Origin of the sequence: Streptomyces sp. NPDC093261 (genome assembly GCF_044753645.1) — a bacterium.
Taxonomy (GTDB): Bacteria; Actinomycetota; Actinomycetes; order Streptomycetales; family Streptomycetaceae; genus Streptomyces.
In genome coordinates this window covers 434853-460537 of the sequence record NZ_JBIVNO010000004.1, presented here as the reverse complement: position 1 = coordinate 460537, position 25685 = coordinate 434853, and the positions used below count along the sequence as shown (strand labels likewise).

The 25685-nt window shown below is 71.2% G+C and carries 19 protein-coding genes; 14 read left to right on the top strand and 5 right to left on the bottom strand.

All coding sequences use genetic code 11. The features are described 5' to 3' along the window. Window positions 1-13: 13 nt before the first annotated feature. On the top strand, window positions 14-2902 hold the full coding sequence (locus ACIP94_RS13610) for a vitamin B12-dependent ribonucleotide reductase (RefSeq protein ID WP_402424051.1): 2889 nt from the start codon (window positions 14-16) through the stop codon (window positions 2900-2902). Between the two features lie 379 nt (window positions 2903-3281). Here the strand turns inward: ACIP94_RS13610 and ACIP94_RS13605 are convergent, their stop codons facing one another. Further along, on the bottom strand, window positions 3282-3815 hold the full coding sequence (locus ACIP94_RS13605; RefSeq protein ID WP_402424048.1) for a TerD family protein: 534 nt from the start codon (window positions 3813-3815) through the stop codon (window positions 3282-3284). Between the two features lie 152 nt (window positions 3816-3967). On the opposite strand from ACIP94_RS13605, the gene ACIP94_RS13600 reads away from it, so the two are divergent. The 3 genes from ACIP94_RS13600 (at window position 3968) to ACIP94_RS13590 (ending at window position 6485) form a co-directional block, all read left to right on the top strand. Then, complete coding sequence (locus ACIP94_RS13600) at window positions 3968-4573, top strand: YdbC family protein (protein ID WP_402424046.1); 606 nt, start codon at window positions 3968-3970, stop codon at window positions 4571-4573. Between the two features lie 155 nt (window positions 4574-4728). Then, a complete protein-coding gene (locus ACIP94_RS13595) occupies window positions 4729-5388 on the top strand; it encodes a histidine phosphatase family protein (protein WP_402424043.1) in 660 nt (219 codons plus the stop codon). Between the two features lie 191 nt (window positions 5389-5579). Next, window positions 5580-6485: an ADP-ribosylglycohydrolase family protein gene (locus ACIP94_RS13590; RefSeq protein ID WP_402424040.1), complete on the top strand. Its 906-nt coding sequence runs from the start codon at window positions 5580-5582 to the stop codon at window positions 6483-6485. Between the two features lie 261 nt (window positions 6486-6746). On the opposite strand, the gene ACIP94_RS13585 is transcribed toward ACIP94_RS13590, so the two are convergent. Further along, on the bottom strand, window positions 6747-8294 hold the full coding sequence (locus tag ACIP94_RS13585) for an MFS transporter (RefSeq protein WP_402424037.1): 1548 nt from the start codon (window positions 8292-8294) through the stop codon (window positions 6747-6749). 185 nt (window positions 8295-8479) lie between these two features. Between ACIP94_RS13585 and ACIP94_RS13580 the strand changes: the two genes are divergently transcribed. From ACIP94_RS13580 to ACIP94_RS13570, 3 genes are all read left to right on the top strand, one after another. After that, window positions 8480-9103 carry a TetR/AcrR family transcriptional regulator gene (locus ACIP94_RS13580; protein WP_402424033.1) on the top strand — a complete coding sequence of 208 codons (624 nt, stop codon included), beginning with the start codon at window positions 8480-8482 and terminating at the stop codon, window positions 9101-9103. A gap of 138 nt (window positions 9104-9241) precedes the next feature. After that, on the top strand, window positions 9242-9943 hold the full coding sequence (locus tag ACIP94_RS13575; RefSeq protein ID WP_402424030.1) for a ribonuclease HII: 702 nt from the start codon (window positions 9242-9244) through the stop codon (window positions 9941-9943). A gap of 69 nt (window positions 9944-10012) precedes the next feature. Continuing rightward, window positions 10013-10624 carry a hypothetical protein gene (locus ACIP94_RS13570; protein ID WP_402424027.1) on the top strand — a complete coding sequence of 204 codons (612 nt, stop codon included), beginning with the start codon at window positions 10013-10015 and terminating at the stop codon, window positions 10622-10624. 451 nt (window positions 10625-11075) lie between these two features. Here the strand turns inward: ACIP94_RS13570 and ACIP94_RS13565 are convergent, their stop codons facing one another. Together ACIP94_RS13565 and ACIP94_RS13560 are read right to left on the bottom strand one after the other, a co-directional pair. Further along, window positions 11076-11711: a hypothetical protein gene (locus ACIP94_RS13565; RefSeq protein ID WP_402424024.1), complete on the bottom strand. Its 636-nt coding sequence runs from the start codon at window positions 11709-11711 to the stop codon at window positions 11076-11078. Between the two features lie 234 nt (window positions 11712-11945). Further along, window positions 11946-14150, bottom strand: coding sequence for a RecQ family ATP-dependent DNA helicase (locus tag ACIP94_RS13560; RefSeq protein ID WP_402424287.1), 2205 nt, complete (start codon window positions 14148-14150; stop codon window positions 11946-11948). 181 nt (window positions 14151-14331) lie between these two features. Here ACIP94_RS13560 and ACIP94_RS13555 point away from each other — a divergent pair, with 181 nt between their 5' ends. The 7 genes from ACIP94_RS13555 (at window position 14332) to ACIP94_RS13525 (ending at window position 25075) form a co-directional block, all read left to right on the top strand. Continuing rightward, window positions 14332-15897, top strand: a complete 1566-nt coding sequence (locus tag ACIP94_RS13555; RefSeq protein WP_402424021.1) for a DUF4192 domain-containing protein — start codon at window positions 14332-14334, stop codon at window positions 15895-15897. Between the two features lie 385 nt (window positions 15898-16282). After that, window positions 16283-18232: a glycogen debranching N-terminal domain-containing protein gene (locus ACIP94_RS13550; RefSeq protein ID WP_402424286.1), complete on the top strand. Its 1950-nt coding sequence runs from the start codon at window positions 16283-16285 to the stop codon at window positions 18230-18232. A gap of 131 nt (window positions 18233-18363) precedes the next feature. Further along, window positions 18364-19122: an NUDIX domain-containing protein gene (locus tag ACIP94_RS13545; protein ID WP_402424018.1), complete on the top strand. Its 759-nt coding sequence runs from the start codon at window positions 18364-18366 to the stop codon at window positions 19120-19122. 105 nt (window positions 19123-19227) lie between these two features. After that, a complete protein-coding gene (locus ACIP94_RS13540; RefSeq protein ID WP_402424015.1) occupies window positions 19228-20967 on the top strand; it encodes an ATP-binding cassette domain-containing protein in 1740 nt (579 codons plus the stop codon). Window positions 20968-21130: 163 nt separating this feature from the next. Further along, window positions 21131-22018 (top strand): FadR/GntR family transcriptional regulator, encoded by an 888-nt coding sequence (locus tag ACIP94_RS13535; RefSeq protein ID WP_402424012.1) that lies wholly within the window; start codon window positions 21131-21133, stop codon window positions 22016-22018. A 590-nt stretch (window positions 22019-22608) separates the two neighbouring features. Then, window positions 22609-24135 (top strand): RNA polymerase sigma factor, encoded by a 1527-nt coding sequence (locus ACIP94_RS13530; protein ID WP_402424010.1) that lies wholly within the window; start codon window positions 22609-22611, stop codon window positions 24133-24135. 121 nt (window positions 24136-24256) lie between these two features. Then, window positions 24257-25075: a serine protease gene (locus ACIP94_RS13525; protein WP_402424007.1), complete on the top strand. Its 819-nt coding sequence runs from the start codon at window positions 24257-24259 to the stop codon at window positions 25073-25075. 225 nt (window positions 25076-25300) lie between these two features. Here the strand turns inward: ACIP94_RS13525 and ACIP94_RS13520 are convergent, their stop codons facing one another. Then, a complete protein-coding gene (locus tag ACIP94_RS13520; protein WP_402424005.1) occupies window positions 25301-25531 on the bottom strand; it encodes a hypothetical protein in 231 nt (76 codons plus the stop codon). Between the last annotated feature and the right edge of the window lie 154 nt (window positions 25532-25685).

Here is a 25685-nt window from a genome sequence, read left to right as displayed (position 1 = left end):
ACAGGGAGGCGGCATGACAGAGACGGCGAGCGGTCCGGCACGAGGTTCCCGAGCGAAGGGCGCCAAGGCCACCAAGGGACTGCGTATCGAGCGCATCCACACGACCCCCGGCGTGCACCCGTACGACGAGGTCGAGTGGGCGCGCCGTGACGTCGTCATGACCAACTGGCGCGACGGCTCGGTCAACTTCGAGCAGCGTGGCGTCGAGTTCCCCGAGTTCTGGTCGGTGAACGCGGTCAACATCGTCACCAGCAAGTACTTCCGCGGTGCCGTCGGCACCCCGCAGCGCGAGACCAGCCTCAAGCAGCTGATCGACCGCATCGTGAAGACGTACCGGAAGGCCGGCGAGGACTACACGTACTTCGCCTCGCCCGCCGACGCGGAGATCTTCGAGCACGAACTGGCGTACGCCCTCCTGCACCAGATCTTCAGCTTCAACAGCCCCGTCTGGTTCAACGTCGGCACCCCGCAGCCCCAGCAGGTCTCCGCCTGCTTCATCCTGTCCGTCGACGACTCGATGGAGTCGATCCTCGACTGGTACAAGGAAGAGGGCATGATCTTCAAGGGCGGCTCCGGCGCCGGCCTGAACCTCTCCCGGATCCGTTCCTCCAAGGAACTGCTCTCCTCCGGCGGCAACGCCTCCGGCCCGGTCTCCTTCATGCGCGGCGCGGACGCCTCCGCAGGAACGATCAAGTCGGGCGGTGCCACCCGCCGCGCCGCCAAGATGGTCATCCTGGACGTCGACCACCCGGACGTCGAGGACTTCATCGAGACCAAGGTCAAGGAGGAGGAGAAGATCCGCGCGCTGCGCGACGCGGGCTTCGACATGGACCTCGGCGGCGAGGACATCACCTCCGTCCAGTACCAGAACGCCAACAACTCGGTCCGCGTCAACGACACCTTCATGAAGGCCGTCGAGAGCGGCGGCAACTTCGGCCTGCGCGCCCGTATGACCGGCGAGGTCATCGAGGAGGTCGACGCCAAGGCGCTGTTCCGCAAGATGGCCGAGGCCGCCTGGGCCTGCGCCGACCCCGGCATCCAGTACGACGACACGATCAACCACTGGCACACGTGCCCGGAGTCCGGCCGAATCAACGGCTCGAACCCGTGCAGCGAGTACATGCACCTGGACAACACGTCCTGCAACCTCGCCTCGCTGAACCTCATGAAGTTCCTGAAGGACGACGGCAAGGGCAACCAGTCCTTCGAGGTCGAGCGCTTCGCCAAGGTCGTCGAGCTGGTCATCACCGCGATGGACATCTCGATCTGCTTCGCGGACTTCCCGACCCAGAAGATCGGTGAGAACACCCGCGCCTTCCGCCAGCTCGGCATCGGCTACGCCAACCTCGGCGCCCTCCTCATGGCGACGGGCCACGCCTACGACTCCGACGGCGGCCGTGCCCTCGCCGGTGCCATCACCTCCCTGATGACCGGCACGGCGTACAAGCGCTCCGCCGAACTGGCCGCGGTCGTCGGCCCGTACGACGGCTACGCCCGCAACGAGCAGCCGCACCTGCGCGTCATGAAGCAGCACGCCGACGCCAACGCCACGGCCGTCCGCATGGACGACCTGGACACCCCGGTGTGGGCCGCCGCCACCGAGGCCTGGCAGGACGTGCTCCGCCTCGGCGAGAAGAACGGCTTCCGCAACTCCCAGGCGTCCGTCCTCGCGCCGACCGGCACCATCGGTCTCGCGATGTCCTGCGACACCACCGGTGTCGAGCCGGACCTCGCGCTGGTCAAGTTCAAGAAGCTGGTCGGCGGCGGCTCGATGCAGATCGTCAACGGCACCGTGCCGCAGGCGCTGCGCCGCCTGGGCTACCAGGAGGAGCAGATCGAGGCGATCGTCGCCCACATCGCCGAGCACGGCAATGTGATCGACGCGCCGGGCCTCAAGCACGAGCACTACGAGGTCTTCGACTGCGCCATGGGCGAGCGCGCCATCTCCCCGATGGGCCACGTCCGCATGATGGCCGCGATCCAGCCGTGGATCTCCGGCGCCATCTCCAAGACGGTCAACATGCCGGAGTCGGCGACTGTCGAGGAGGTCGAGGAGATCTACTTCGAGGCCTGGAAGCTGGGTATCAAGGCGCTCGCGATCTACCGCGACAACTGCAAGGTCGGCCAGCCGCTCTCCGCCAAGAAGAAGGAGACCGCGCAGGAGAAGGCCGAGGAGCCCGCCGTCGCCGAGCCGAAGGTCGAGAAGGTCGTCGAGTACCGCCCGGTCCGCAAGCGCCTCCCGAAGGGGCGTCCCGGGATCACCACCTCCTTCACCGTCGGCGGCGCCGAGGGTTACATGACCGCCAACTCCTACCCGGACGACGGTCTCGGCGAGGTCTTCCTGAAGATGTCCAAGCAGGGTTCGACCCTCGCGGGCATGATGGACGCCTTCTCCATCGCCGTCTCGGTGGGTCTGCAGTACGGCGTGCCGCTGGAGACGTACGTCTCGAAGTTCACCAACATGCGCTTCGAGCCGGCCGGTATGACGGACGACCCGGATGTGCGGATGGCGCAGTCGATCGTCGACTACATCTTCCGCCGTCTCGCGCTGGACTTCCTGCCCTTCGAGACGCGCTCCGCGCTCGGCATCCACTCCGCCGAGGAGCGTCAGCGCCACCTGGAGACCGGCTCCTACGAGTCCTCCGAGGACGAGGTCGACGTCGAGGGCCTGGCCCAGTCGGCCCCACGCGCCCAGGAGCTGAAGGCGGTCGCCACTCCCAAGGCGGAGGCCGCGACGGCCAAGCCGGCCCCGAAGCAGGCGCACACCAGCGCCGAGCTGGTGGAGATGCAGCTGGGCATCCAGGCGGACGCCCCGCTGTGCTTCTCCTGCGGCACGAAGATGCAGCGGGCGGGTTCCTGCTACATCTGCGAGGGCTGCGGCTCGACGAGCGGCTGCAGCTGATTTCGGGCACCGCCCAGGTGTGAATCTGCGGTGAGGGCGGTGGAGCTGGTTTGCGGCTCCACCGCCCTCGGCCTTCGTCAGGTCTGGCTTCGTGTCTGCTGCAACAGGACGCCCGCGGAAGAGGCCTGGCGTAGCGGATGCCGTGATGGCGGGCTCTGGGTGGTGATCAAGGGAACCGAGTCCTCCGTAGGCCTGTGAGCGACATGCCCGGGACCGGAGCGTCCGAACCCGGACCACGCTGTTCCGCCATGCACTCCGGCTGCGTCAGCAGACGCCGGACAAGCCCCTGCCCCCCGACGGCGAGCCATACCGCGACGAGGAACGGCGTTCGCCGGGGAGGCGCCGGAACGCCGTGGCCCCCGGGGAGGCGCCGGGCGACTCAGGACGGGCGGGATCCGCCCATGACGCGGGCGAAGCCCTCCGGATCCGTGTCGTATCCGTGCAGCCCCGGGTGGAACACCCACTCGCCCGAGCCGTCGCGGACGAACTCGGCCACCGTTGCCGCCGTCGATCCGAGGACGCCCGCGAAGTCGTCCTCGGCGAGGACGGTGTACCCCTCGCGCAGCCGCATCGCCGGGTTGAGGACGTCGACGAACGTCTTGCGGCCGGTGCGCTGCTGGATGACGACCCCGGCCACCACACGCGAGTACCGGCCGTCGAGCCGGTACAGCTCGAGCGTCATGACCTCGTCCCAGCCGAAGCCCTTGCCGTCCAGGCTGTCGCGGTTGAGATAGATCGTGCCGTCGGGCGAGCGGCTGTCGAAGTGCACCACATAGGCGGGCGCACCATAGGGATCGTCCGCCAAGTAGGTCGCGGCAACGAGGTCGAGATCGGTGGGCGAGTGACCGTTCGGACTGGGGTCCCACTTCAGTGCCAGCTCGACCTTGTCGATGCCCTTGTTGAGACCGCTCATCTCTCTCATCCCTCCCCGTCAACACGGCCCCGCGCGAACTCCGCTGCGGCAAGGCCCAGTTGTCCATTGTGCCTCGTGCGCCGGGGCGCTCGGTGGGGTGCACTCGACCGGAGAGTGACCGGCGCCACGCGATCGGGCCTTACGATGGCGCGGTGCTGGTCAAGTGGACTCGCTGCACCGTGGTGGACCGCCGCGGTTTCGAACGGGGGCAGCGGAAGTGGGCGGGGCTGCCGGGGGAGCCCGGCTTCCGGGGGCAGGGCGGCGGCTTCAGCCGGATCAGGCCCGGTGTGGCGCATGTCTTCGCGTTCTGGGAGAGCCGCGCCTTCTACGACTCCTTCATGGCGCGCTCCCACGACCGGCTGGCCGCGTCGCAGTCGGGTACGTTCAAGGACCAGCAGGTCCGGCTCTTCGACCACCGCTTCGATGTGAAGACCGGCTTCGAGCCCCGCTTCTCGGACGCCGATCTGGTGCGCGTGGCCCATTGCCGGGTCCATGAGGAGCGGGCCGAGCACTTCGCCCTGATGCAGGAGAAGGTCTGGAACCCGGCCATGGCGGGCTCACCGGGCATGATCCGCGGACTGTTCGGTGAGGCGCCGGGGCATGAGTTCCTCGTCCTGTCCATGTGGCAGTCGGCGGCGGAGCACGGCAAGTACCGCGAGGAGCGTGTGGAGCGCCTGGCGCTGAGGGCACAGACGGAGGCGGACGTCGCGGCGCTCACCGGCGACATCGTGGAACTGGAGCCGAGCTGGACGGTATGAGGCCCGTCGCGCGTCATCCCGGGGGCCGGCCTCGCCGACGACGCCGGTCAGTTTGAGATCCGGACCGAGAGTGTGGCGAAGTCCCTGGTGTGACCTGTGCCGTATGGGGGCTCTTCGGGTGCCCTATCGGCCGTCACTCGATCTAGGGTTTTGGCATGGCACGACCACGGCGCATCGTCCTTGTCCGACACGGCGAGTCGGTGGGCAATGCCGATGACACCGTGTACGAACGCGAGCCCGACCACGCGCTGCCCCTCACCGAGAGGGGGTGGCGGCAGGCGGAGGAGACGGGCAAACGGCTGCGGGAGCTCTTCGGCAGGGAGCAGGTCAGCGTGTACGTCTCCCCGTACCGTCGCACCCACGAGACGCTCCGCGCCTTCCACCTGGACCCCGACCTCGTCCGCGTCCGTGAGGAGCCCCGGCTGCGCGAGCAGGACTGGGGCAACTGGCAGGACCGCGACGACGTACGGCTGCAGAAGGCGTACCGGGACGCGTACGGGCACTTCTTCTACCGCTTCGCGCAGGGGGAGTCCGGCGCCGACGTCTACGACCGGGTCGGCGGCTTCCTGGAGAGCCTGTTCCGGAGCTTCGAGGCCCCCGACCACCCACCGAACGTGCTCCTGGTGACGCACGGCCTGGCCATGCGGCTGTTCTGTATGCGCTGGTTCCACTGGACGGTCGCCGAATTCGAGTCGCTCTCCAACCCCGGGAACGGCGAGACACGCATGCTGCTCCTCGGCGACGACGGCCGGTACACGCTCGACCGGCCGTTCGACCGCTGGCGAGATCCGGACCCGTACTGGATCACGGGATAGACCTCTACTTGATCACGGGACAGACCTGTGTCGGACTACGGGACAGGCCTGTGTCGGAGCGCGGGACAGACCTGTACCGGACCCACGGGATGGACCGGTTCGGGTATGGGACGGGCTCCGTTCTGGATCATGGCACGGACCCGTACCGGATGACGGGCCGGAACTGGATCACGGGATAGAGTGGCAGAGAGATGACCGCTGACTCCTCTCCCGAAGGCCGTCTGGGACGCGCCCTGGCAGCCCTGCGCGGACTGGCGGTGGGAGACGCGCTGGGCGCACAGTTCTTCCTCCCCGCGAACTACCCCCTGCTCCAGCGCCGCGAGCTGCCGCCCGGACCCTGGCCATGGACGGACGACACGGAGATGGCCGCTTCCGTGGTCGCCGTGCTGGTCCCGCACCGCAGGGTGGACCAGGACGCGCTGGCGCGCTCCCTCGCCGAGCACCACGGTGCCGCCCGGCGGCACGAACCGGCCATCGACCGGCTGCTGGAGCGGATCGCCGCCGGCGGCGACTGGCGGGAGCTGGCCGCCTCGATGTTCAGAGGCCACGGCTCATGGGGCAGCGGCGCGGCGGTACGGGCCGCCCCCATCGGCGCCTGGTACGCGGACGACCCCGAGCAGGCCACGCACCAGGCGGAGATCTCCGCCTATCCGACGCATCAGCACCGCGAGGCCGTGGTCGGAGCGATGGCCGTCGCCGCGGCCGCCGCCCTCTCCGCCGATCCGGCGGGACCGCCGAGCCCCGGGGCACTCCTTGACGGGGTCGTCGCGCTCGTACCGAAAAGCGCCGTCGGCATGGGACTGCGACGCGCCCGGGACATGCTCGACTACGGCGACGCGGCGACCGTCGCGGCCGTCCTGGGCTGCGGGCGACGCACGACCGCGCACGACACGGTGCCCTTCGCGCTCTGGTCCGCCGCGCGCGCCCTCGGCGACTACCAGCAGGGCTTCTGGACCACCGCCCAGGCGGGCGGCGACATGGACACGACCTGCGCCATCGTCGGCTCGGTGGTCGCCTCCGCGAAGACCGGCGCACCGCCCGGGGAGTGGCTGAACCGGGTCGAGCCGCTGCCGGACTGGGTTCCGGCGCCCGCATAGACGGGCCGGGCCGCTGACCGCACTCGCCCCTGTCGCAGCTTGCCGTGCCGCCCGCGACGGGATGTGACGCCGTGCCGCGGGCGGTGGGATGCGACGCCGTGCCGCCCGCGGCGGGACGCGACGCCGTGCCGCCCGCCGCGGGACGCGACGCCGTGCCGCGGGCAGCCGGACCTGCGCCCTCGCCGTCGTGCCACCGGACGGCTCCGGCCGCCGTCCGCTCCTGCCCCCGGTGGGTGGCGAGGCGGGAGCGGACGGGAGCCCTCAGCCCGCGGCGGGACCCGCCGCGCCGGAGAGGGCCTCCAGGTCGCTCTTGCGTACGCGGATCACCACCGCGGCCGTGACCAGCGCCAGCAGCGCCATCCCGGTGGCCGGGAGGAACGCCGTCCCGATCCCGTGGGCCAGTACCTCGTGCCCCCAGGGAGCGGGCAGCTGGTGGGTCTTCGCGAACGCCGCCTTCTGCTCTGCCGAGCCGTTCGCGAGGAACTTCGGCAACTGCTTCTCCGCCTCGTTCCGGCCGGCCGTGCCGAAGACCGTGGTCAGGATCGACAGGCCGAGGGAGCCGCCCACCTGCTGTGTGGCGTTGAGCAGACCGGAGGCCGCGCCCGCCTCGTGCGGGGCGACGCCCGAGACCGCGGTGAGCGTCAGTGTCACGAAGTTCAGCCCCATGCCCAGGCCGAACATCAGCATCGGGCCGAGCACGCCGGAGACGTACGAGCTGCCGGGGCTGATCAACGTCAGCCAGCCGAGCCCGGTCGCGACCAGCGTCGCCCCGCTCAGCATGAACGGCTTGGGGCCGAGCACCGGGAGGAACCGCTGCGACAGACCCGCGCCGGTCACGATCGCCACGGTCACCGGGAGGAAGGCCACGCCGGCCGAGATCGGCGAGTAGCCCAGCACGTTCTGCACGAACAGCACGATGTAGAAGAACATGCCGAACATCGCCGCGGCCAGGCTCAGCATGATCATGTACGTGCCCGAGCGGTTGCGGTCGGCGAACATCCTCAGCGGCGTGATCGGCTCCTTCGCCCGCGCCTCGATGAGGGCGAACGCCAGCAGCAGCACCACGGCCGCCCCGAACGAGCCGATCGTGACCCGGTCCCGCCAGCCGTCCTCGGAGGCCCGGATGAAGCCGTACACCAGCGACGCCATGCCTGTCGTCGAGGTGAGCGCGCCCGTGATGTCGAAGCGTCCCGGGTGGCGCTCCGACTCGTTGATGTAGAGGGGCGCTAGCACGGCGATCAGAACGCCGATGGGCACGTTGACGAAGAGAACCCAGCGCCAGTCGAGCCACTCCGTGAGCATGCCACCGGCCAGCAGACCGATCGCGCCACCGCCGGCCGAGACCGCGGCGAAGACTCCGAACGCCCGGTTCCGCTCGGGGCCCTCGGGGAAGGTGGTGGTGATGAGCGCCAGCGAGGTGGGCGACGCTATCGCGCCACCCATGCCCTGCAGGGCGCGCGCGGCCAGCAACTGCCAGGGTTCCTGGGCGAGTCCACCGAGCAGCGAGGCGAAGGTGAACAGCAGGATGCCCGTCATGAAGACCCGGCGACGGCCGAGGATGTCCCCGGCCCGGCCGCCGAGAAGCAGCAGCCCGCCGAAGGTGAGCGTGTACGCGCTGACCACCCATGTCAGGTCGGTCGTGCTGAACTTCAGAGCGTCTTGAATGTGCGGGAGTGCGATGTTCACAATCGTCGCGTCGAGGACCACCATGAGTTGGCAGGCCGCGATGACGGTCAGCGCGATGCCGGGACGCCCCTCCCGGCGGGCGGCTTTCGGCTGGTCTTCCTGAATCAATGGAGAGGTTGTCACGATGGGTCCCCCACAAGTGCGTTAGTGAACGCTGGCGTTCACTGTCGCGTCAAACGGTAGTGAGTCCCCGTCAGTGAACGCAAGCGTTCACTGAATTCGTTGCCGCGTGGCGCGTACCCGTCCCCTGTCCGCCCCCGCCCCTGCCCCGGAACTCCCGCTTCCTCTTGCTCAACGGAGAATCACAGATGGGTACTTCGCCCTGGACGGAAACCTCCGCCCAGCCGGTCTCCCCCCGCCGACGCGGCGCCGTACTGGAGCGCGCGATCCTCGACGCCGCTCTGGAGCAGCTCAGTACGGTCGGCTGGAACGGCCTCACCATGGAGGGCGTCGCCGCCGGCGCCCAGACCGGGAAGGCCGCGGTCTACCGCCGCTGGCCGTCCAAGGAGGACCTCGTCGCCGACGCGCTCCAGGCCGGACTGCCGCGCTTCGATGTGGCGCCCGACCTCGGAAGCGTGCGTGAGGACCTGCTGGCGTTGTGCCGGCAGGCGCGTGCGGCGCTGTACTCACGTCCCGGGTTCGCGCTTCGCTCCGTGATTCACGAGTGCGACACCATGCAGGCTGAGCGCTTCCATGGAGTGATCTTCGACGGGGTCGTGGAGCCGATCATCAAGTTGCTGCACGAGGTCATCAGCCGGGGAATTGAGCGAGGCGATGTACGCGCCGACGCCGCGAACGGATATGTTTTCGACGCTATCCCGGCCATGATGATGTACCGCTCAAAGATGTGCGGAAGTGAATGGGGGGAGCGGGATATCGAGGAGATGATCGATCAACTGATGATCCCGCTGCTGCGGCCGGTGCGAGGCTGAGCCGCGTTCCGAGGGTGCGTCCGGCGGTGCTACGGCCGGGCGGTGAGGGTCGTCGCGGACGGTTGGCGGCGGGTGCGCCGTTGCCTCGGGAAACCTGGGTGTCGCGCGGGGATCCGGGCGGCGTACGCTAAGGGCGCCATGCCGTACGAACCACCTACTCACACCGTCGAGCGCTCCCTTCGCGCAACGACCGGAGCGAAGGTCATCGCCGGTGTCGACGAGGTGGGGCGCGGCGCCTGGGCCGGTCCCGTCACCGTCTGCGCCGCGGTCACGGGCCTACGCCGACCGCCCCTGGGTCTCACCGACTCCAAGCTGCTCACCGTCAAGCGGCGTACCGAGCTCGCCCAGGAGTTGGAGCGATGGGTGACAGCCTTCACCCTCGGCCATGCCTCCCCCGAGGAGATCGACGAGCTCGGGATGACGGCCGCGCTCCGGCTGGCGGCGGTACGCGCCCTCGAGGCGCTGCCCATCCGGCCCGACGCGATCATCCTCGACGGGAAGCACGACTATCTGGGGGCGCCCTGGAGGGTGCGGACGGTGATCAAGGGTGACCGGTCCTGCGTGGCGGTCGCGGCGGCCTCGGTGATCGCCAAGGTTCACCGCGACAAAATGATGGCCGAACTGGGTATCGACCATGCAGACTTCGGTTTTGCGGCCAACGCCGGGTATCCCTCGCCGGTGCACAAGGCCGCGCTGGAGGAGCGGGGCCCCACCCCGTACCACCGCTTGTCGTGGGCGTATCTTGATGCGCTGCCCCGGTGGCGGCATCTCAAGAAGGTCCGCGCCTGGGCGGACGGACACGTGCCGGAGATCGAAGGCCAGCTCGGCTTCGACTTCTGACCCGTGCCGATCGCACTCATGTGCCACCCGCCGACGCGAGTAGCACCGGCGTTTGATAAATATCAGCTCATGCCTCTCATTCCCGAGGAGCCTCAGATTCACGAGAGTGCCCAGGGTCCCCGCGCCATGCCGGCCGCCGGCCGTACCGCGCCGACCCCCCGTCCTGTACCCGGCCCCCGTCCCGCGGCCCCCGCGCGTCCCGGCCGTCCGGGGCCTGTCCGGCCGATGCCGGCACAGCGCAGCACGCGCGAGCCGGCCGCGGCCAAGCCCGGGCCGTCCACTCCGGCCGGCACACCGCAGATCCAGCTGATTCCGGCCTCGGCCGAGGGCGCGCTGGACGCTGCCGAGGAAGCCGTCGACCTGTTGCTGGAGACCGGCCGTGCCCCCGGCGACGTGCTGGTGATCACCACCGGCGAGTCGCACCCATGGGCCGCGCACGAGATGTCGTTCGGCGAAGCCTCGTACTGGGCGCAGCACGAGGCCCGTGACGACGTGTTCTACGCCGACGCCTCCGTCGCGTCCCGTGCCGCCGCCCGCCCGGTGGTCGTGGTCGCGGTCAACGGCGGCTCCGACGCCACTGTCGCCACCGCGCTTCCGCTGGCGCTCGGCCGGGCCGGTGCCCTGCTGATCGTCTGCGGCGACCCGAAGCAGATCAACTCGGTGCTGGGCGTAGGCGTCTGAGCTGTCCGGGCCCGGCCCGCTCCGTTCGCACGCCGCGCGTCCCGCCCCGACGGCCCGGAGCCGGGCCGCCCCCGATCGTGGGGAGCCGAGCGGTGCGGTGGCGCGTAGGCGGCGTCTGCACGGCGGTCGCTTCGCCATGCGTGGAATCGGGGCGTGGCCGCCTGTGCGCCGGTCCGGAAGGGCGGCCTGCGGCCTTCGACCGGGGCCGGCGCGCCGTGGACGCGCAGGCAAGGGAGTACTCGCCGTCCGGAGTAGCCGAGTACCAAGTACCCGAGCACCCGGCGTATCCATGGCAGGTATGCCCGGCTGTGCGCACGGCGTCCGGTACGGACGCTTTTCTGTGAACGCGGGGCCCGGCTGCCCCTTCCCCGAGGCACGGCGATTTCCGTGGTCCTACTGCAGCGGGTCACGGCCCGGCGCTCACGGCGGCGTGGCGTTCCTCAGGGGTGCCTCAGCGGGCGGCGGCTCGGCGGAGCACCTCAGAGGCGACGCCTCCGGTGCGCGGCAGTGGAGGCGTCCCGCCGGTCAGGCCGTATGTCTCCGGCGGTGACTCCGCGTTGGGCCGGCGTCCACCGCGCCCCTCGCCGAGGACCTGCCAGCCGTCACGCGTCAGCGTGATGTACGCACCGCAGCGCAGCCCATGCAAGGTGCATGCGTCGCGCAGGCCCCACATCCACGCCCCGTCCTCCTCCGTCCAACGCCCGTCACCCTCACGGCAGTAGAGCAGCACGGCCGTCCGCACGGGCGTACGGCGGCGCAGGTCGTGTGGGATGACCCGACGCAGCTGTGAGAGCAGCGCGTTGCGGAACACCCAGCCGTCCGCAGGGACCGGACGCCTGCTGAACGAGGCGCTCGCCCGCAGCCGTTCGTCCGGGTCGAGGACGGCCACGACGGCCGTGGAGAGCCGTGGCCGGTGGAGGGCGTGCAGTTCGCCGACGACTTCCCGGGGGTTGCGCAGCAGAGGTATCCCGGCGGCTGCCCATTCTGCGGGCTCGAGCATCCGGGCCAGGGGATTGGCGGAGGCGGCGGACGGTTCGGCGGAGGCCGACATGGATGCCGCCGAGGACGGAGCGAATCCGAAGGTCACGATCCTCCCTTCGGCTACGCGCCCACACTGCGGGCGGGGTCGGACTCGGGGGGCGCACACCGCAGCAGAGCCCTGTCGGATCACATACGAGCCGTGCGGGGAGCGGACCCCTAATTCTTCCCGTCGAACTGGAATGCGGCAACGAGCAATTGGGGCCACCGGCCGGTTTGTGGTGATCTGTGGCCTATATCCCTGCTAGGGGTTTGCTCAGTGCGTTCCCAGGCAGAGGGCGGCTCACGCCTGCACGGCGAGAACCAGTGGCAACACCCCCTCGGCACCGGCTCGTCGCAACATGCGCGCGGCCACCGCCAGGGTCCAGCCCGTCTCCGTCATGTCGTCCACGAGCAGCACGGGGCCGCCGGCCGCCTGGAGGGCCGTGGCCAGGGCGGGCGGCACGGTCAGCGCCCCGTCGAGTGCCTTCAGCCGCTGCGCGCTGTTGCTGCGAGGCAGCCGCGGGACTTCGCCTGCGTAGGCGAGGTGGCCCAGCAGAGGCAGCCGCCCTGTCTGCGCGATGTGCGCCCCGAGGGAGTGGATCAGCTGCGGACGCGTGCGCGACGCCATGGTGACCACCCCTACGGGGCGCGGCTGTGCGTCCGGACCTCCCGAGGCCCAGCCGCCGGGCCCCTTCGCCCAGTCGGCCAGCACACCCACCACGGCCCGCGCCACGTCCTCCGGCACGGGGCCGTCCGGGGTCTGGGGCGCCAGCATCGGCCGCAACCGGTTGCCCCAGCCGATGTCCGACAATCGCCCGAGGGCGCGCCCCGGTGCCGCCTGCTCGCCGGCCGGGATGCGTCCCTTCAGCTCGACGCCGACCGCCGGAAGGCCTGTCGGCCACATCTTGCGCGGCTCGACCTCGACGCCCGCCCGGCCGAGTTCACCGCGCGCCGCGTCCAGAGCGGCCGGGGAGACGGAGTCCGCGAAGCGCGGTCCGGCGCAGTTGTCGCAGCGTCCGCAGGGCCTTGCACCCTCGTCGTCCAGCTGCCGGCGCAGGAACTCCATCCGGCAGTCCGTCGTCGTCACGTAGTCGCGCATCGCCTGCTGCTCGGTTTCCCGCTGTTTGGCGACCCAGGCGTAGCGCTCGGTGTCATACGTCCATGGAACGCCCGTCGCGACCCAGCCGCCCTGGACGCGGCGCACCGCGCCGTCCACGTCGAGCACCTTGAGCATCGTCTCCAGCCGGGACCGGCGCAGGTCGACCAGTGGCTCGAGAGCGGGCAGTGACAGGGGCCGCTCCGCGCGTGCCAGGACGTCGAGCGTGTGCCGCACCTGCTCCTCCGGAGGAAAGGCGACCGAGGCGAAGTACTCCCAGATCGCCTGGTCCTCCCGGCCCGGCAGCAGCAGCACCTCGGCGTGCTCCACACCGCGGCCGGCGCGCCCGACCTGCTGGTAGTACGCGATCGGGGACGAAGGCGAGCCGAGGTGCACCACGAACCCCAGGTCCGGTTTGTCGAAGCCCATCCCGAGGGCGGACGTGGCGACCAGCGCCTTGACCCGGTTGGCCAGCAGATCCTCCTCGGCCTGCTGCCGGTCGGCGTTCTCCGTCTTCCCGGTGTATGACGCCACCGGGTGCCCGCACTGCCGCAGGAACGCGGTGACCTCCTCGGCCGCCGCGACCGTGAGCGTGTAGATGATCCCGGATCCCGGCAGCTCTCCGAGGTGGTCGGCGAGCCAGGCCATGCGGTGGGCGGCGTCCGGGAGCTGGAGCACGCCCAGGCTCAGGCTTTCCCGGTCCAGTGGCCCCCGCAGGACCAGGGCGTCCGTGCCGGCTCCGGTACCCAGCTGCTCGGCCACGTCGGCCGTCACCCGTGCGTTGGCCGTGGCCGTCGTCGCCAGCACCGGGACACCGGGGGGCAGGTCCGCCAGCATCGTGCGCAGTCGGCGGTAGTCGGGGCGGAAGTCGTGGCCCCAGTCGGAGATGCAGTGGGCCTCGTCGACCACCAGCAGACCGGTCGCGGCCGCCAGCCGGGGAAGGACCCGATCGCGGAAGTCGGGGTTGTTCAGCCGCTCCGGACTGACGAGCAGGACGTCCACCTCGCCCGCGGTCACCTCCGCCTGGATGGTGTCCCACTCCTCGGTGTTCGACGAGTTGATGGTCCGCGCGCGGATTCCGGCCCGGGCGGCAGCCTCGACCTGGTTGCGCATGAGGGCGAGGAGCGGCGAGACGATCACCGTTGGGCCCGCTCCACGCTCGCGCAGCAGCGCGGTCGCGACGAAATACACCGCGGACTTGCCCCAGCCCGTGCGCTGTACGACCAGGGCTCTGCGTCCGTCCGCCACCAGGGCCTCGATGGCCCGCCACTGGTCCCCACGCAGCCGGGCCCCGCCCGCCGGCGCGCCGACGAGCCGGGCGAGCACGGCGTCCGCGGCAGTGCGCAGACCGCCGTCGGCGGGGGCCGGGGCGTCTGCGGCGTCGGCGGCGGTGCGCGGATTGTCCGGCATTGCCGGGGTGGCTTGGTGCGTCGTGGAACGCGGGTGTTCGTCGGTCATGGCGTCCATGCAACCCGATCGACCGGGCATCGTGCGAACGGGCCCCATGACCTGTGGACAACCCCTGACGTGCCCATGGCGGCGGTTATCCACAGCTCAACCGGAACTTCAAGATCCGCGAGATGGTCGCGGCATGACGAACCACGACGAAGCGGCCGGCTACTCCGGCATCGGTGACACGGGCGGACCCTCCCCCCGCGGCGGCGAGACCACGGCCTACAGGGGGCACGGGCGCTCGGGGCCGCACAGCGAGCCCCAGGTCACCCTGCGCACCCCGGCCGAGCTGGCCGACGCCCTGCCCTATCTGCTCGGGTACCGCCCAGAGGACAGCATCGTGCTGGCCGCGTTGCACGACCGGGAAAGGAGAGGGAGGTTCGGCGGGCGGGCACGGCTCGGTATCCCCGCCCACCCAGACGACTGGCCGTCCGTGGCCCAGCAACTGGCCCACGGACTGGTGACCGGCAGCGAGCGCAGGGGCGCCCGGCCCGAGAGCATGGTCGCCTACCTCGTCCAGGAACCCACGGGCGGCGAAACGGGACGCGACGTGATGGAGCGTCTCCGGCCGCTCGCCCAGTCGCTGCGCACGGCCTGCGGCAGCCTCGACGTCCCGGTAGTGGAGGCCCTGTGCATCTCCGACGGACGTTTCTGGTCCTACTGCTGCCCGAGCCCCGACTGCTGTCCGCCCCAGGGGCGGCCGATGGGTCTGCCGGGCACCTCGGTCCTGGCCGCCGCGGCGACCTATGCCGGCCTGCAAGTGCGCGGCAGTCTCAGGGAGTTCAGGGCGAGGCTGATGCCGTGGGAGACGCGGGCCGACCGTGGGCAGGAGATCGCGTTGGACAGCGCGAGCCGTGCCCTCGTCCCGCGCATCCTCGACGGCGACACCCGCGAGGACGTGGCCGCGGACACGCTCGCACTGGCGGAGCGGGTGATGGCCCGGCTGGGCGAGGCGCCACCCGCGCCGGGTACGGAGGCGGCGGACCTGCGCGACGACGGACTCCTGGGCCACGACGAGGCCGCGGCCCTGATCCTCGGTCTGCAGGACCGCACGACCCGCGACCGGGCCGCGGAGTGGATGGAGGGCGCCGAAGCCGCCGTGGCACTGCGGCTGTGGCGCGCCCTGGCCCGCCGCTGCGTCGGCCCGTACGGTGAGCACGCCGCGGCTCCGCTGACGCTCGCCGGTTGGGTCGCCTGGTCGACCGGCGACGAACTGGAGGCCCGCGAAGCCTTCGCCATGGCCCTGGGCGCGGACCCGGACTATCTCTTCGCACGCCTGCTGCACCAGGCGTGCAACGAAGGCCTGGATGCGGAGACCGTCCGTCGCTGTCTGCGGTCGGAGCGAGCGGGCCGAGCCGGACCGGATGAGGATGCCCCGGTGACGCCGGACTCCATCGCCACGCCGGCCCACGATGCGTCCAACCCGTCCCGGGAGACGGCCCAGGAGCGCCTTGCAGGCGAGGAGCCCTCCGCGCCGCAGCATGTCCCTGTCCGAAGGCGGCGCAGGGCGCGACCCGTGAGCGGCAGCAGGCCGAGCCGTCGTTCCCCACGGTCGTTCGACGCCCGCCGACGGCGCTCTGGCGACACCCCCGCCGGCGACGGTGCATATCGCGACCGTCCACCGCGGGCGGCCGAAGGCGCGGACAGCGGGCTCAAGGGAGGCCCTGGCTCCGGTCGGAGTACGGGGGAGGGGCCACATGAGTGAGTCCCGCCGTCCCCGGCACCACCGTTCGGCGGGCTTCACCTCCCACGGGCGTGACCCGGGGCAGGTCCGTGCCGTTCACCTGAGTGGCGGAGCCCGTGCCCGGGTTGCGCCATCCACCACCGCTCACGATCCTCCGGAGCCCCTCACCCGGCGCCGGCCGCGCCCGGGGCGCACCGAGCGCACAGGAAGCCGCCTAATGTCCCTTCCCACACCGCCCTCCGCCCACCACGGCACCCCGCTCGGCCGCGGTCCCTCGGCGCCCCCGGCGCCCGGGGGTGCCTCACCGGCCGGTCGCGGAGGGCCGGTCGGAAAGCCGGCTTCCGTGCCGCGCGCCGACGGGCATGTCCACGGTCCGCCCCGTCCCCCGGCCGCCCCGGCCCGTCGCATCGCCGACCTGCCGCCCGCACACACCGCGCTGATCTGCGTAGCCCTGCCCGGGCTGGTGATCTCCACGCACGAGGGTCAGTTGACGGGGCAAGGTCTGGAGGGGTTCTACCGGGCGGGCCGACGCGTGCTCTCCCGCTGCCGACTGCGCGTGGCGGGGCGGGAGCCGCTTCCGGTGCAGGCCCGGATGGTAGGTGCCGACCGCGCCCGCTTCGTCGGGACCGTGCACGCGTCCCCGGACGCCGGGCCCGACCCTGATGTCGTCGTGGAGCGCATCCGGTCCGCGGACGGCACCGAGCGGATCACCCTGCACAACGCGGCGCCACGACCCCTGCGTCTGCCGGTGGAGGTGGCCCTCGCCGCGGACCTCGCCGAGCTGGGCACCATCGCCTCGGGCAACCCGGGGCCCGAACTTACCGCCAGTGTGCACGACTCGGCGCTGCGCTGGTCCGGTCCGAAGGGCGACTGCGCGATCACCGCCGACCCGCCGCCCGACGACGCGCTCGCCTCCGCAGGACTCCTGCGCTGGGAGTGGGTGCTGCCGCCCGGCGGCACACGGAGTCTGGAACTGAGGGTACGGCCGGACACCACGGGCCAGGTCAGAGCCGTGGGGCACACCGCGACGAGCCCTTTCGCGCAGGCCCGGGCCGAGGGAGACGACCCCAGAGTCGAGCCGCTGCTGCGCACCTGTGTCGAGGACCTGCAGGCCCTTCTCCTCCGCGACCCCCTGGGCCCACCCGACACCCATCTCGCGGCGGGCGCACCCTGGCGCTGCGGACCGGCGCCCGCCGAGTCCCTGGCGGCGGCCCGGATGACGCTGCCGCTCGGCACTCGGCTCGCCGCGGGCACCCTGCGCATCCTGGCCCGCACCCAACTCGGCGGCCCGGGCCTGCGCTCGGGCATGATCCCGGGCCCCCGGCGCGACGCGGGACCGCACCTTCCGCCGAGCTGCACGGGGACCGAGGCCACCCTGCTGTTCCCCGTGCTCCTCGCGGAGGCCCGGCGCTGGGGGCTTCCGGACCGGGAGACGGCAGAACTGCTGCCCGCGGCCGAGCACTGTCTGCGGTGGCTGCGCACCACCGTCGGCGACGACGTCTACCTCCCCGACCCCCAGCCGGGCGGCCTGCTGCGCTGCGAGACCCAGGCCTACGCGCACCGGGCCGCGGTGCTCGGTGCCGATCTGCTGGAGGCGTATGGGCGTCCCGGCGGGCCGCACCTGCGTCAGTGGGCCGAGGAACTGCGTGGCGCGTTCCGTGAGGACTTCTGGATCGAGGACCGGTCGGGCGGCAGACCGGCGGCCGCGCGCGCCCGCGACGGACGGCTGGTTCCGCACCTCGCCGCGAGCGCCGTCCATCTCCTGGACACCGGCCTGCTCGGTTCCGGCACACCGGCGCCCGGACTGCTCGACAAGGTCAGGACCGAGCAACTGGCCCGACTGCTCGCCGGTCCGGCCATGGACTCGGGCTGGGGACTGCGCGGCCTGGCCGCCACGGAGGCGGCGTACAACCCGTTCGGGCATCGCGGCGGAGCCGTGCGGGTCCCGGAGACCGCGATCGCCGCCGCCGGATTGGCCGCCGCCGGTTACGAGAAGGAGGCGAGCGGGCTGCTGCACGGGCTGCTGGCGGCGGCGGAGGCATTCGGATACCGGCTGCCCGAGATGTTCGCCGGAGAACCGCGCGTGGAAGGGGGCGCGCCCCTGCCGCATCCGGCTGCCTGCCGCCCGGCCGCCACGGCTGCCGCTGCCGGAGTGCTGCTCCTGACAGCGCTCGCCGGCATCCGGCCGGACGCCCCGGCCGCAACCGTGACCTTGAGCCCCCTCCGCAGCGCGCCGCTCGGAGAGATCGTGCTGAGCGGACTGAGACTCGCCGGAGCCCCGTTCTCCGTGCGTGTCGGGCGCCTCGGCCTCGCGATGGTGGAGGAGGCGGCCGACGGATTGCAGCTGGGGGTGTGACCTCGGCAGACGTGTCCGTGAACGGTGAACGGCGGCGGCCGGCGACAGCCGTACCGGAAAGATGTGAATGTGGCGCCGAAGCGGTCGGCGAAGGGAGTGTTTATCGTCAGGCAGACGACTATGATCGCGGCATGCCCTACGACCCGTCAGCCTTTCCGCCCTTCGCCGTCACCGTGGACCTGGTCGTGCTGACCGTGCGCCGTCATGCCCTGTGTGCGCTGGCGGTGCGGAGGGGGGAGCCGCCCTTTCAGGGCCGGTGGGCGCTCCCGGGCGGCTTCGTCAGGGCGGACGAGGACCTGGCGCAGGCGGCGGCGCGAGAACTGGCCGAGGAGACGGGACTGCGGGCACACGACCCGGCCGTACCGGCGCAGGACAACGGCGCCCACCTGGAGCAGCTGGCCACATACGGCGACCCCAAGCGCGACCCGCGGATGCGAGTGGTGAGCGTGGCCCATCTCGCGCTCGCCCCCGATCTGCCCGCGCCCCGGGCCGGCGGAGACGCCAACAGCGCACGCTGGGCGCCCGTGGAAGAGTTGTTGCAGCAGGGCGGCTACGGCAGGGACGGCGAACAGGCGGCGCCGCTCGCCTTCGACCACGCGCAGATCCTGGCGGACGGGGTCGAGCGTGCCCGGTCGAAGATCGAGTACTCCTCGCTGGCCACCGCCTTCTGCCCGCCCGAGTTCACCGTCGGCGAGCTGCGACGGGTCTACGAGGCCGTCTGGGGCGTGGCTCTGGACCCGCGCAATTTCCACCGCAAGGTGACCGGCACGCCCGGCTTCCTCGTCCCCACGGGCGGGACGACGACCCGGCAGGGCGGCCGCCCTGCGCAACTGTTCCGCGCGGGCGGTGCCACGCTGCTCAACCCGCCCATGCTGCGGCCCGAGGTCTGATCACCGTGCGGTCCCCGCCCCCGGCACGGCTCGCACGGAACGGGAGCCGACGCCCCCCTGTCAGGGTGACCGAAAAAACAGACATATCGCGCTATCTTGCTTCGAGTGATCCAGGCGATCGGACTGACCGGCGATCCCCGCAATGACCTCTCGCCCGTCGTCGACGACGTGTCCTTCGAGGCGCGCGCAGGTCAGGTGACGGCGCTCCTCGGAGCCTCCGGTGCCGGCAAGACGACCGTGCTGAGGCTCATGCTCGAACTCCGGCCGGGCCGCGGCATCACCTACTTCCGGGGTCGTCCGCTGCACCGCCTCGCCCAACCCGCGCGCGAAGTGGGGGTCCTCCTCGGAGACGTCCCCGGCCATCCAGCGCGCACGGTCCGCGGACACCTGCGCATGCTGTGCGCCGCCGTGGGCGTGCCGGCGCGCCGCGCCGACGAGGTTCTCGAAGCGGTCGGACTCCTCGGCGTGCAGGACGAGCGCCTGGACACCCTCTCGCGCGGCATGGACCGCCACCTAGGCCTCGCCTGCGCCCTGCTCGCCGATCCACACAGCCTCGTGCTCGATGATCCGGCCGCCGGGCTCTCCGCACGGGAGAGCCGCTGGCTGCACGGCGTTCTACGGGCGCACGCCGCCCGGGGCGGCACCGTCCTGTTCACCACGGCCGACCTCAAGGAGGCCGCGCTCACCGCCGACCGCGTCATCACGCTCGATGAGGGCCGACTCGTCGCCGACCAGGAGGCCGCCGACTTCGCCCACACCCGGCTGCGGCCCCGCGTGACCGTCCGCAGCCCGCACGCCCCCCGGCTCGGTGACCTGCTCGTCAAGGAGGCCAGAACCGCCCGACGTTCCGTGGAGATCGTCCACGAGGACGGCAACCGGCTGTCCGTGTACGGCAGTACGTGCGCCGACGTCGGCGAGACCGCCTTCCGGCACGGCATCCTCGTACATGAACTGGCCGACGAGATCGCGGACATGGGACCGACCGCGGGCGCCAACGAGCCCCGGTCTCGGTCGGCGGAGGCATCGGAGCAGGGTGACGGGCCCCCGCTGCCGCCACCCATCACCATCCGCTCCATCCCCAGCCCTCAGCACCCGCTCCGTTACGAACTGCGCCGCGCCACCGGGATCGGCACCAGCTCCCTCGCCGCGGCCGCCGTACTCGTCGCCTCCGCCCTGATCTCCCTGCTCCTCGCCCGCGCCGGACACGCCTCGCAAGCCCGACTGCTGGCCGCCTGGCCGCAGCTGCTCCCGCTGCCGCCCGCCGCGCTCGGTGCCGGACTCCTCGGTGCCCTCGCCTTCGGCGACGAGTTCCGTCATCCCGCCCTGGCGGCGGACCGCGACGGCGTCCCCCGCCGACTGGGGCTGCTCGCCGCGAAGCTCCTCGTCGCCGGGGTCACGGCGGTGGCGCTGGCCTTCCTCACCGTCGGCTTCGACTTCGAGGTGCTCTATCTCGTCTACGGACGTAAGGCGGCCGAGGTTCCCGCTGACTGGCTCTCCGCCGCAGTGAGTTGGGCCGGGATGGTCGTCGGGTGCGCCTGGGCCGGTGTGCTGGCGGCCGGCATCTTCCGGTCCACGACCGCCGGCCTCGCCGCCGTGCTCGCGGTGCCCGTGGTCGTCGTACCCGTGGTGCGGAACGTACTGGAGGCGGGTTCCGTACGGATCGCGGCCGGGTTTGCCGCGCGGATGCGTGAGCTGGCGCTGCTCCCGTGGCCGTTCGGCGGGCAACGGTATCTAGCCGCCATGGTGCGGATGATCACCCAACCCGTGGGCGGCGCACTGGCCTTGTCCCTGGCCGCGCTGCTCGGCGCCTACCTGCTCACCACGCTGCGCGGCAGGGCCCGATGAACACCGTCCGTGTCGATCTGTACCTTCCCTGTGCGTAAGTTCCTCGAAGAACGCCCATTTCTTTCCGATAAGGCGTCAATTGCGACAGGGTGAGCGATCACCCTTTCGTGTGCTTTTCACCAAAGACCTCAAGGGAGTTGGAGAGGGCGCCGACAAAGGATCCGTGAGTACCCTTGCGCACACCATGATGACCGCCGCCCGTTCAGCAGACTCCGGCCTGGCCGGACCGGGCGAACTCGACCGCTACCCCTATGCCGAGGCGCCCTCGCCCGACCGCGTCGGCACGCCCTCCTGGGAGGGCGCGGACCCGGAACTGGGCCGCGTCGGCCGGCGCGCCGCGGGCAGCCGCGGGCGCGGCCTGCACGGCCAACTCGTCCAGCAGCTCGGCCAGATGATCGTCTCCGGTGACCTCGGCGCGGACCGCCCGCTCGTGCCCGAGGAGATCGGCCAGCGCTTCGAGGTCTCCCGCACCGTCGTCCGCGAGTCGCTGCGTGTCCTGGAGGCCAAGGGTCTGGTCAGCGCGCGCCCGAACGTCGGCACGCGCGTGCGCCCGGTGAGCGACTGGAACCTCCTCGACCCGGACATCATCGAGTGGCGGGCCTTCGGGCCCCAGCGCGACGACCAGCGCCGCGAGCTGAGCGAGCTGCGCTGGACCATCGAGCCGCTCGCGGCGCGCCTCGCCGCCGGGCACGGGCGCGAGGAGGTGCAGCAGCGGCTCGGCGACATGGTCGAGATCATGGGCCACGCCATGGGGCAGGGCGACTCCCTGACCTTCTCGCGCGCCGACGCGGAATTCCACTCGCTGCTCATCCAGGTCGCCGGCAACCGCATGCTGGAACACCTCTCGGGCATCGTCTCGGCCGCCCTCCAGGTCTCCGGCGGCCCGGTCACCGGCTGCGACCGCCCGAACGACGCGGCCCTGGCCCAGCACGGCCGGATCGTGGACGCGCTGGCGTCGGGCGACGGCGCGGCCGCCGAGGGCGCGATGCGTCAACTGCTCACCGTCCACCCCGAGGTGGAGCGCGTGGTGCCCGCGCCCCGCGAGCACTGACGACGTCCGCGGCCCGGTGTGAACGGGACCGGGCTCCTCGCCGGGCAGCACCCGGCCCCGCCACGAACGGGCGTCGATCTCCCGCCGTCGGGCTCCGTCGGACCCTTCCAGGGCCCGGCGGAGCCCGACGGAGACCAGTGGTGGCGGGCGGCAGCCGGGGCCGGTGGCGCCGTGGCGGATGTCCACCGCGGGTGCCGCGCGCCGGTGGGTTCGGGGCGCTCCCGGCCGTGGACTCCGGCCGCCGGTCATGGACTTCACGGCCCGGCACGGGGGACCCGCAGGGGATGGGTCGGGAGTCGCGAGGGCCGAGCGTCGATCGCGACACTTGTCGATCAGCTCTGCCCGTATCTGGGCGTTTTTGAGCGGTTACGGGGTGTGACTCGGGCCACGCAGATTGGGCGTAACGCTCTTCGGCACCGCGCGATGACCTAAGAGGTGACAGTCGAGGAAGGAATACGGACGCCGTTCACGGCGCTGTGCATCTTCCCGGCCCCCGCCCGCCCCGTCGGCCCATCCCCAGGCCGGCGGTCGGCTCCTGTCCGTCGTGGACGGGGCCGGAAGCCGTTTTCCAACGTTCCGAGAGGTTGTTCGTGTCGGCCAGCACATCCCGTACGCTCCCGCCGGAGATCGCCGAGTCCGTCTCTGTCATGGCTCTCATTGAGCGGGGAAAGGCTGAGGGGCAGATCGCCGGCGACGATGTGCGTCGGGCCTTCGAAGCTGACCAGATTCCGGCCACTCAGTGGAAGAACGTACTGCGCAGCCTCAACCAGATCCTCGAGGAAGAGGGTGTGACGCTGATGGTCAGTGCCGCAGAGCCCAAGCGCACCCGCAAGAGCGTCGCAGCGAAGAGTCCGGCGAAGCGCACCGCGACCAAGACCGTCGCGGCGAAGACGGTGACCACCAAGAAGGCCGCCGCCCCCGCCGCTCCGGCCGCGCCGGTCGCCGACGACCCGGCTGAGGACGCGCCCGTCAAGAAGACCGCTGCCAAGAAGGCGGCCGCCAAGAAGACCGTGGCGAAGAAGGCCGTCGCCAAGAAGACGGCCGCCAAGAAGACGACCGCCAAGAAGGACGACGTCGAACTCCTCGAAGAGGAGGTTCTCGAGGAGGCCAAGGGCGGCGAGGAGCCCGAGGGCGCCGAGAGCGCCGGGTTCGTGCTCTCCGACGAGGACGAGGACGACGCGCCCGCGCAGCAGGTCGCCGCCGCCGGTGCCACCGCCGACCCGGTCAAGGACTACCTCAAGCAGATCGGCAAGGTCCCCCTGCTCAACGCGGAGCAGGAGGTCGAGCTGGCCAAGCGCATCGAGGCGGGTCTCTTCGCCGAGGACAAGCTGGCCAACGCCGACAAGCTCGCCCCCAAGCTGAAGCGCGAGCTGGAGATCATCGCCGAGGACGGCCGCCGCGCCAAGAACCACCTCCTCGAGGCCAACCTCCGTCTCGTGGTCTCCCTGGCCAAGCGCTACACCGGCCGCGGCATGCTCTTCCTGGACCTCATCCAGGAAGGCAACCTCGGTCTGATCCGCGCGGTCGAGAAGTTCGACTACACCAAGGGCTACAAGTTCTCCACGTACGCCACCTGGTGGATCCGTCAGGCGATCACCCGCGCGATGGCCGACCAGGCCCGCACCATCCGAATCCCGGTGCACATGGTCGAGGTCATCAACAAGCTCGCGCGCGTGCAGCGCCAGATGCTCCAGGACCTGGGCCGCGAGCCCACGCCGGAGGAGCTGGCCAAGGAACTGGACATGACCCCGGAGAAGGTCATCGAGGTTCAGAAGTACGGCCGCGAGCCGATCTCCCTGCACACCCCGCTGGGTGAGGACGGCGACAGCGAGTTCGGTGACCTCATCGAGGACTCCGAGGCGGTCGTCCCGGCCGACGCGGTCAGCTTCACGCTCCTCCAGGAGCAGCTGCATTCCGTGCTCGACACCCTGTCGGAGCGCGAGGCGGGCGTCGTCTCGATGCGCTTCGGTCTCACCGACGGTCAGCCGAAGACCCTCGACGAGATCGGCAAGGTGTACGGCGTCACCCGCGAGCGCATCCGCCAGATCGAGTCCAAGACGATGTCGAAGCTACGTCACCCGTCGCGCTCCCAGGTGCTGCGCGACTACCTCGACTAGGCCTCGGCCGACAGCGACGACGGGCCGGTTCCCCAGCGGAACCGGCCCCTCTGCGTATGCGCGATCCGGCGAGCTGGATCACTGTGGGTGTTCCATCGATACGTCACAGTGAGGAGTGCACATGCGCCGCCACTTCACCCGAGCACTGGTCCTGTCGGCCGCGGCCGCCTTGATACAGCTGGGATCCCCTGCGCCTGCCACGGCGGACAGCGTTGTCATCGGGGGCTTTCCGGTGGACATCTCCCAGAGCCCGTGGACGGTCGCCGTCTCCAGCCGTGACCGGTTCGGAGGTACGCGGGCCGGACAGTTCTGCGGAGGCGTGGCGGTGGGCCGGACCACGGTTCTGACCGCGGCTCACTGTATGAGCGCGGCCGTTCTCGGCGCGCCACCAGGACGCGTACGAGATCTCAGAGTCATCGCGGGGCGCACGGATCTGCTGTCCGGCAAGGGCGCGGAGATCCCGGTACAGGCCACCTGGGTCAATCCCCGGTACAACGGGGACACGAACGCCGGCGACTTCGCCGTGCTCACCCTGGCCTCTCCGCTACCCGCGAGTTCGGCGATCGGGATGGCGGCAGCCGGTGACCCCGGCTACGAGCCCGGTACGACCGCGACGGTGTACGGCTGGGGCGATGTGACCGGGGATGCCGACTACGCGCACACCCTGCGTGCCGCGAACCTTCAGGTGCTTCCGGACACGGACTGTGCACGGGCCTACCCGGGCGATGCGGACGGGAAGTACGACGCCCGCTCCATGCTGTGTGCCGGGGAGCCCAATGGCGGGCGCGACGCCTGCCAGGGGGACAGCGGAGGTCCGCTCGTCGCCAAGGGGCGGCTCATCGGCCTGGTGTCATGGGGCAATGGCTGCGGGCGAGCGGGGAGCCCAGGGGTCTATACGCGCATCTCCGAGGTCGTCAGGACGCTGGGTGGCGTCCACTGAACGCGGTGTTCCGCTTGCTGGACGTCATGTCCCCGGTGGTCGCCACGCGTGGTGCCCCGGCCCGCGGTGTGTGCGCTGTCGGCTGCCTCGAAGGAGCGGCGGGCGCCGCGGATGACACGGCTCCGGACGTGCCCCTACGAGTACGGGCGGCCCCTCCCGTGTGACCGGGATGGCCGCCCGTTCACCGGCTTCGGTGCCGGTGTCGGCTCGTCGTGACGCGAGGTGTCAGCGTTCCTCGTCGGAGGCGCTCCCCGGAACAGAGGTAAGCCGCTCCGTCTCGTCCTGTATCTCAGCGGCGATCTTCTTGAGTTCCGGCTCGAACTTGCGGCCATGGTGGGCGCAGAAGAGCAGTTCTCCACCGCTCAGGAGGACGACGCGCACGTACGCCTGGGCGCCGCAGCGGTCGCAGCGGTCAGCGGCCGTCAGCGGGCTCGCGGGGGTCAGAACAGTAGTCACGTCGCCTCTTCTCTAGCTCGACGAGCTGTCGTACCAGGGTCAACATCCAACCAGGCCGAAAACGTTCCCGCTCGCGGCTTGTCCTCGAAAATTTCTTCCGGGCCGGCTGTCTGTTGCCGGTTGGCGGCGAATGTGCCGTATTGCATGTCTTGTG

What these genes read in the sequence shown, in the direction of transcription:
- ACIP94_RS13610 (WP_402424051.1), top strand. Translation starts at nt 14, where the DNA reads ATGACAGAGACGGCGAGCGGTCCGGCACGAGGTTCCCGAGCGAAGGGC.
- ACIP94_RS13605 (WP_402424048.1), bottom strand. Translation starts at nt 3,815, where the DNA reads ATGAGCGGTCTCAACAAGGGCATCGACAAGGTCGAGCTGGCACTGAAG.
- ACIP94_RS13595 (WP_402424043.1), top strand. Translation starts at nt 4,729, where the DNA reads ATGGCACGACCACGGCGCATCGTCCTTGTCCGACACGGCGAGTCGGTG.
- ACIP94_RS13590 (WP_402424040.1), top strand. Translation starts at nt 5,580, where the DNA reads ATGACCGCTGACTCCTCTCCCGAAGGCCGTCTGGGACGCGCCCTGGCA.
- ACIP94_RS13580 (WP_402424033.1), top strand. Translation starts at nt 8,480, where the DNA reads ATGGGTACTTCGCCCTGGACGGAAACCTCCGCCCAGCCGGTCTCCCCC.
- ACIP94_RS13575 (WP_402424030.1), top strand. Translation starts at nt 9,242, where the DNA reads ATGCCGTACGAACCACCTACTCACACCGTCGAGCGCTCCCTTCGCGCA.
- ACIP94_RS13570 (WP_402424027.1), top strand. Translation starts at nt 10,013, where the DNA reads ATGCCTCTCATTCCCGAGGAGCCTCAGATTCACGAGAGTGCCCAGGGT.
- ACIP94_RS13560 (WP_402424287.1), bottom strand. Translation starts at nt 14,150, where the DNA reads ATGCCGGACAATCCGCGCACCGCCGCCGACGCCGCAGACGCCCCGGCC.
- ACIP94_RS13555 (WP_402424021.1), top strand. Translation starts at nt 14,332, where the DNA reads ATGACGAACCACGACGAAGCGGCCGGCTACTCCGGCATCGGTGACACG.
- ACIP94_RS13545 (WP_402424018.1), top strand. Translation starts at nt 18,364, where the DNA reads ATGCCCTACGACCCGTCAGCCTTTCCGCCCTTCGCCGTCACCGTGGAC.
- ACIP94_RS13525 (WP_402424007.1), top strand. Translation starts at nt 24,257, where the DNA reads ATGCGCCGCCACTTCACCCGAGCACTGGTCCTGTCGGCCGCGGCCGCC.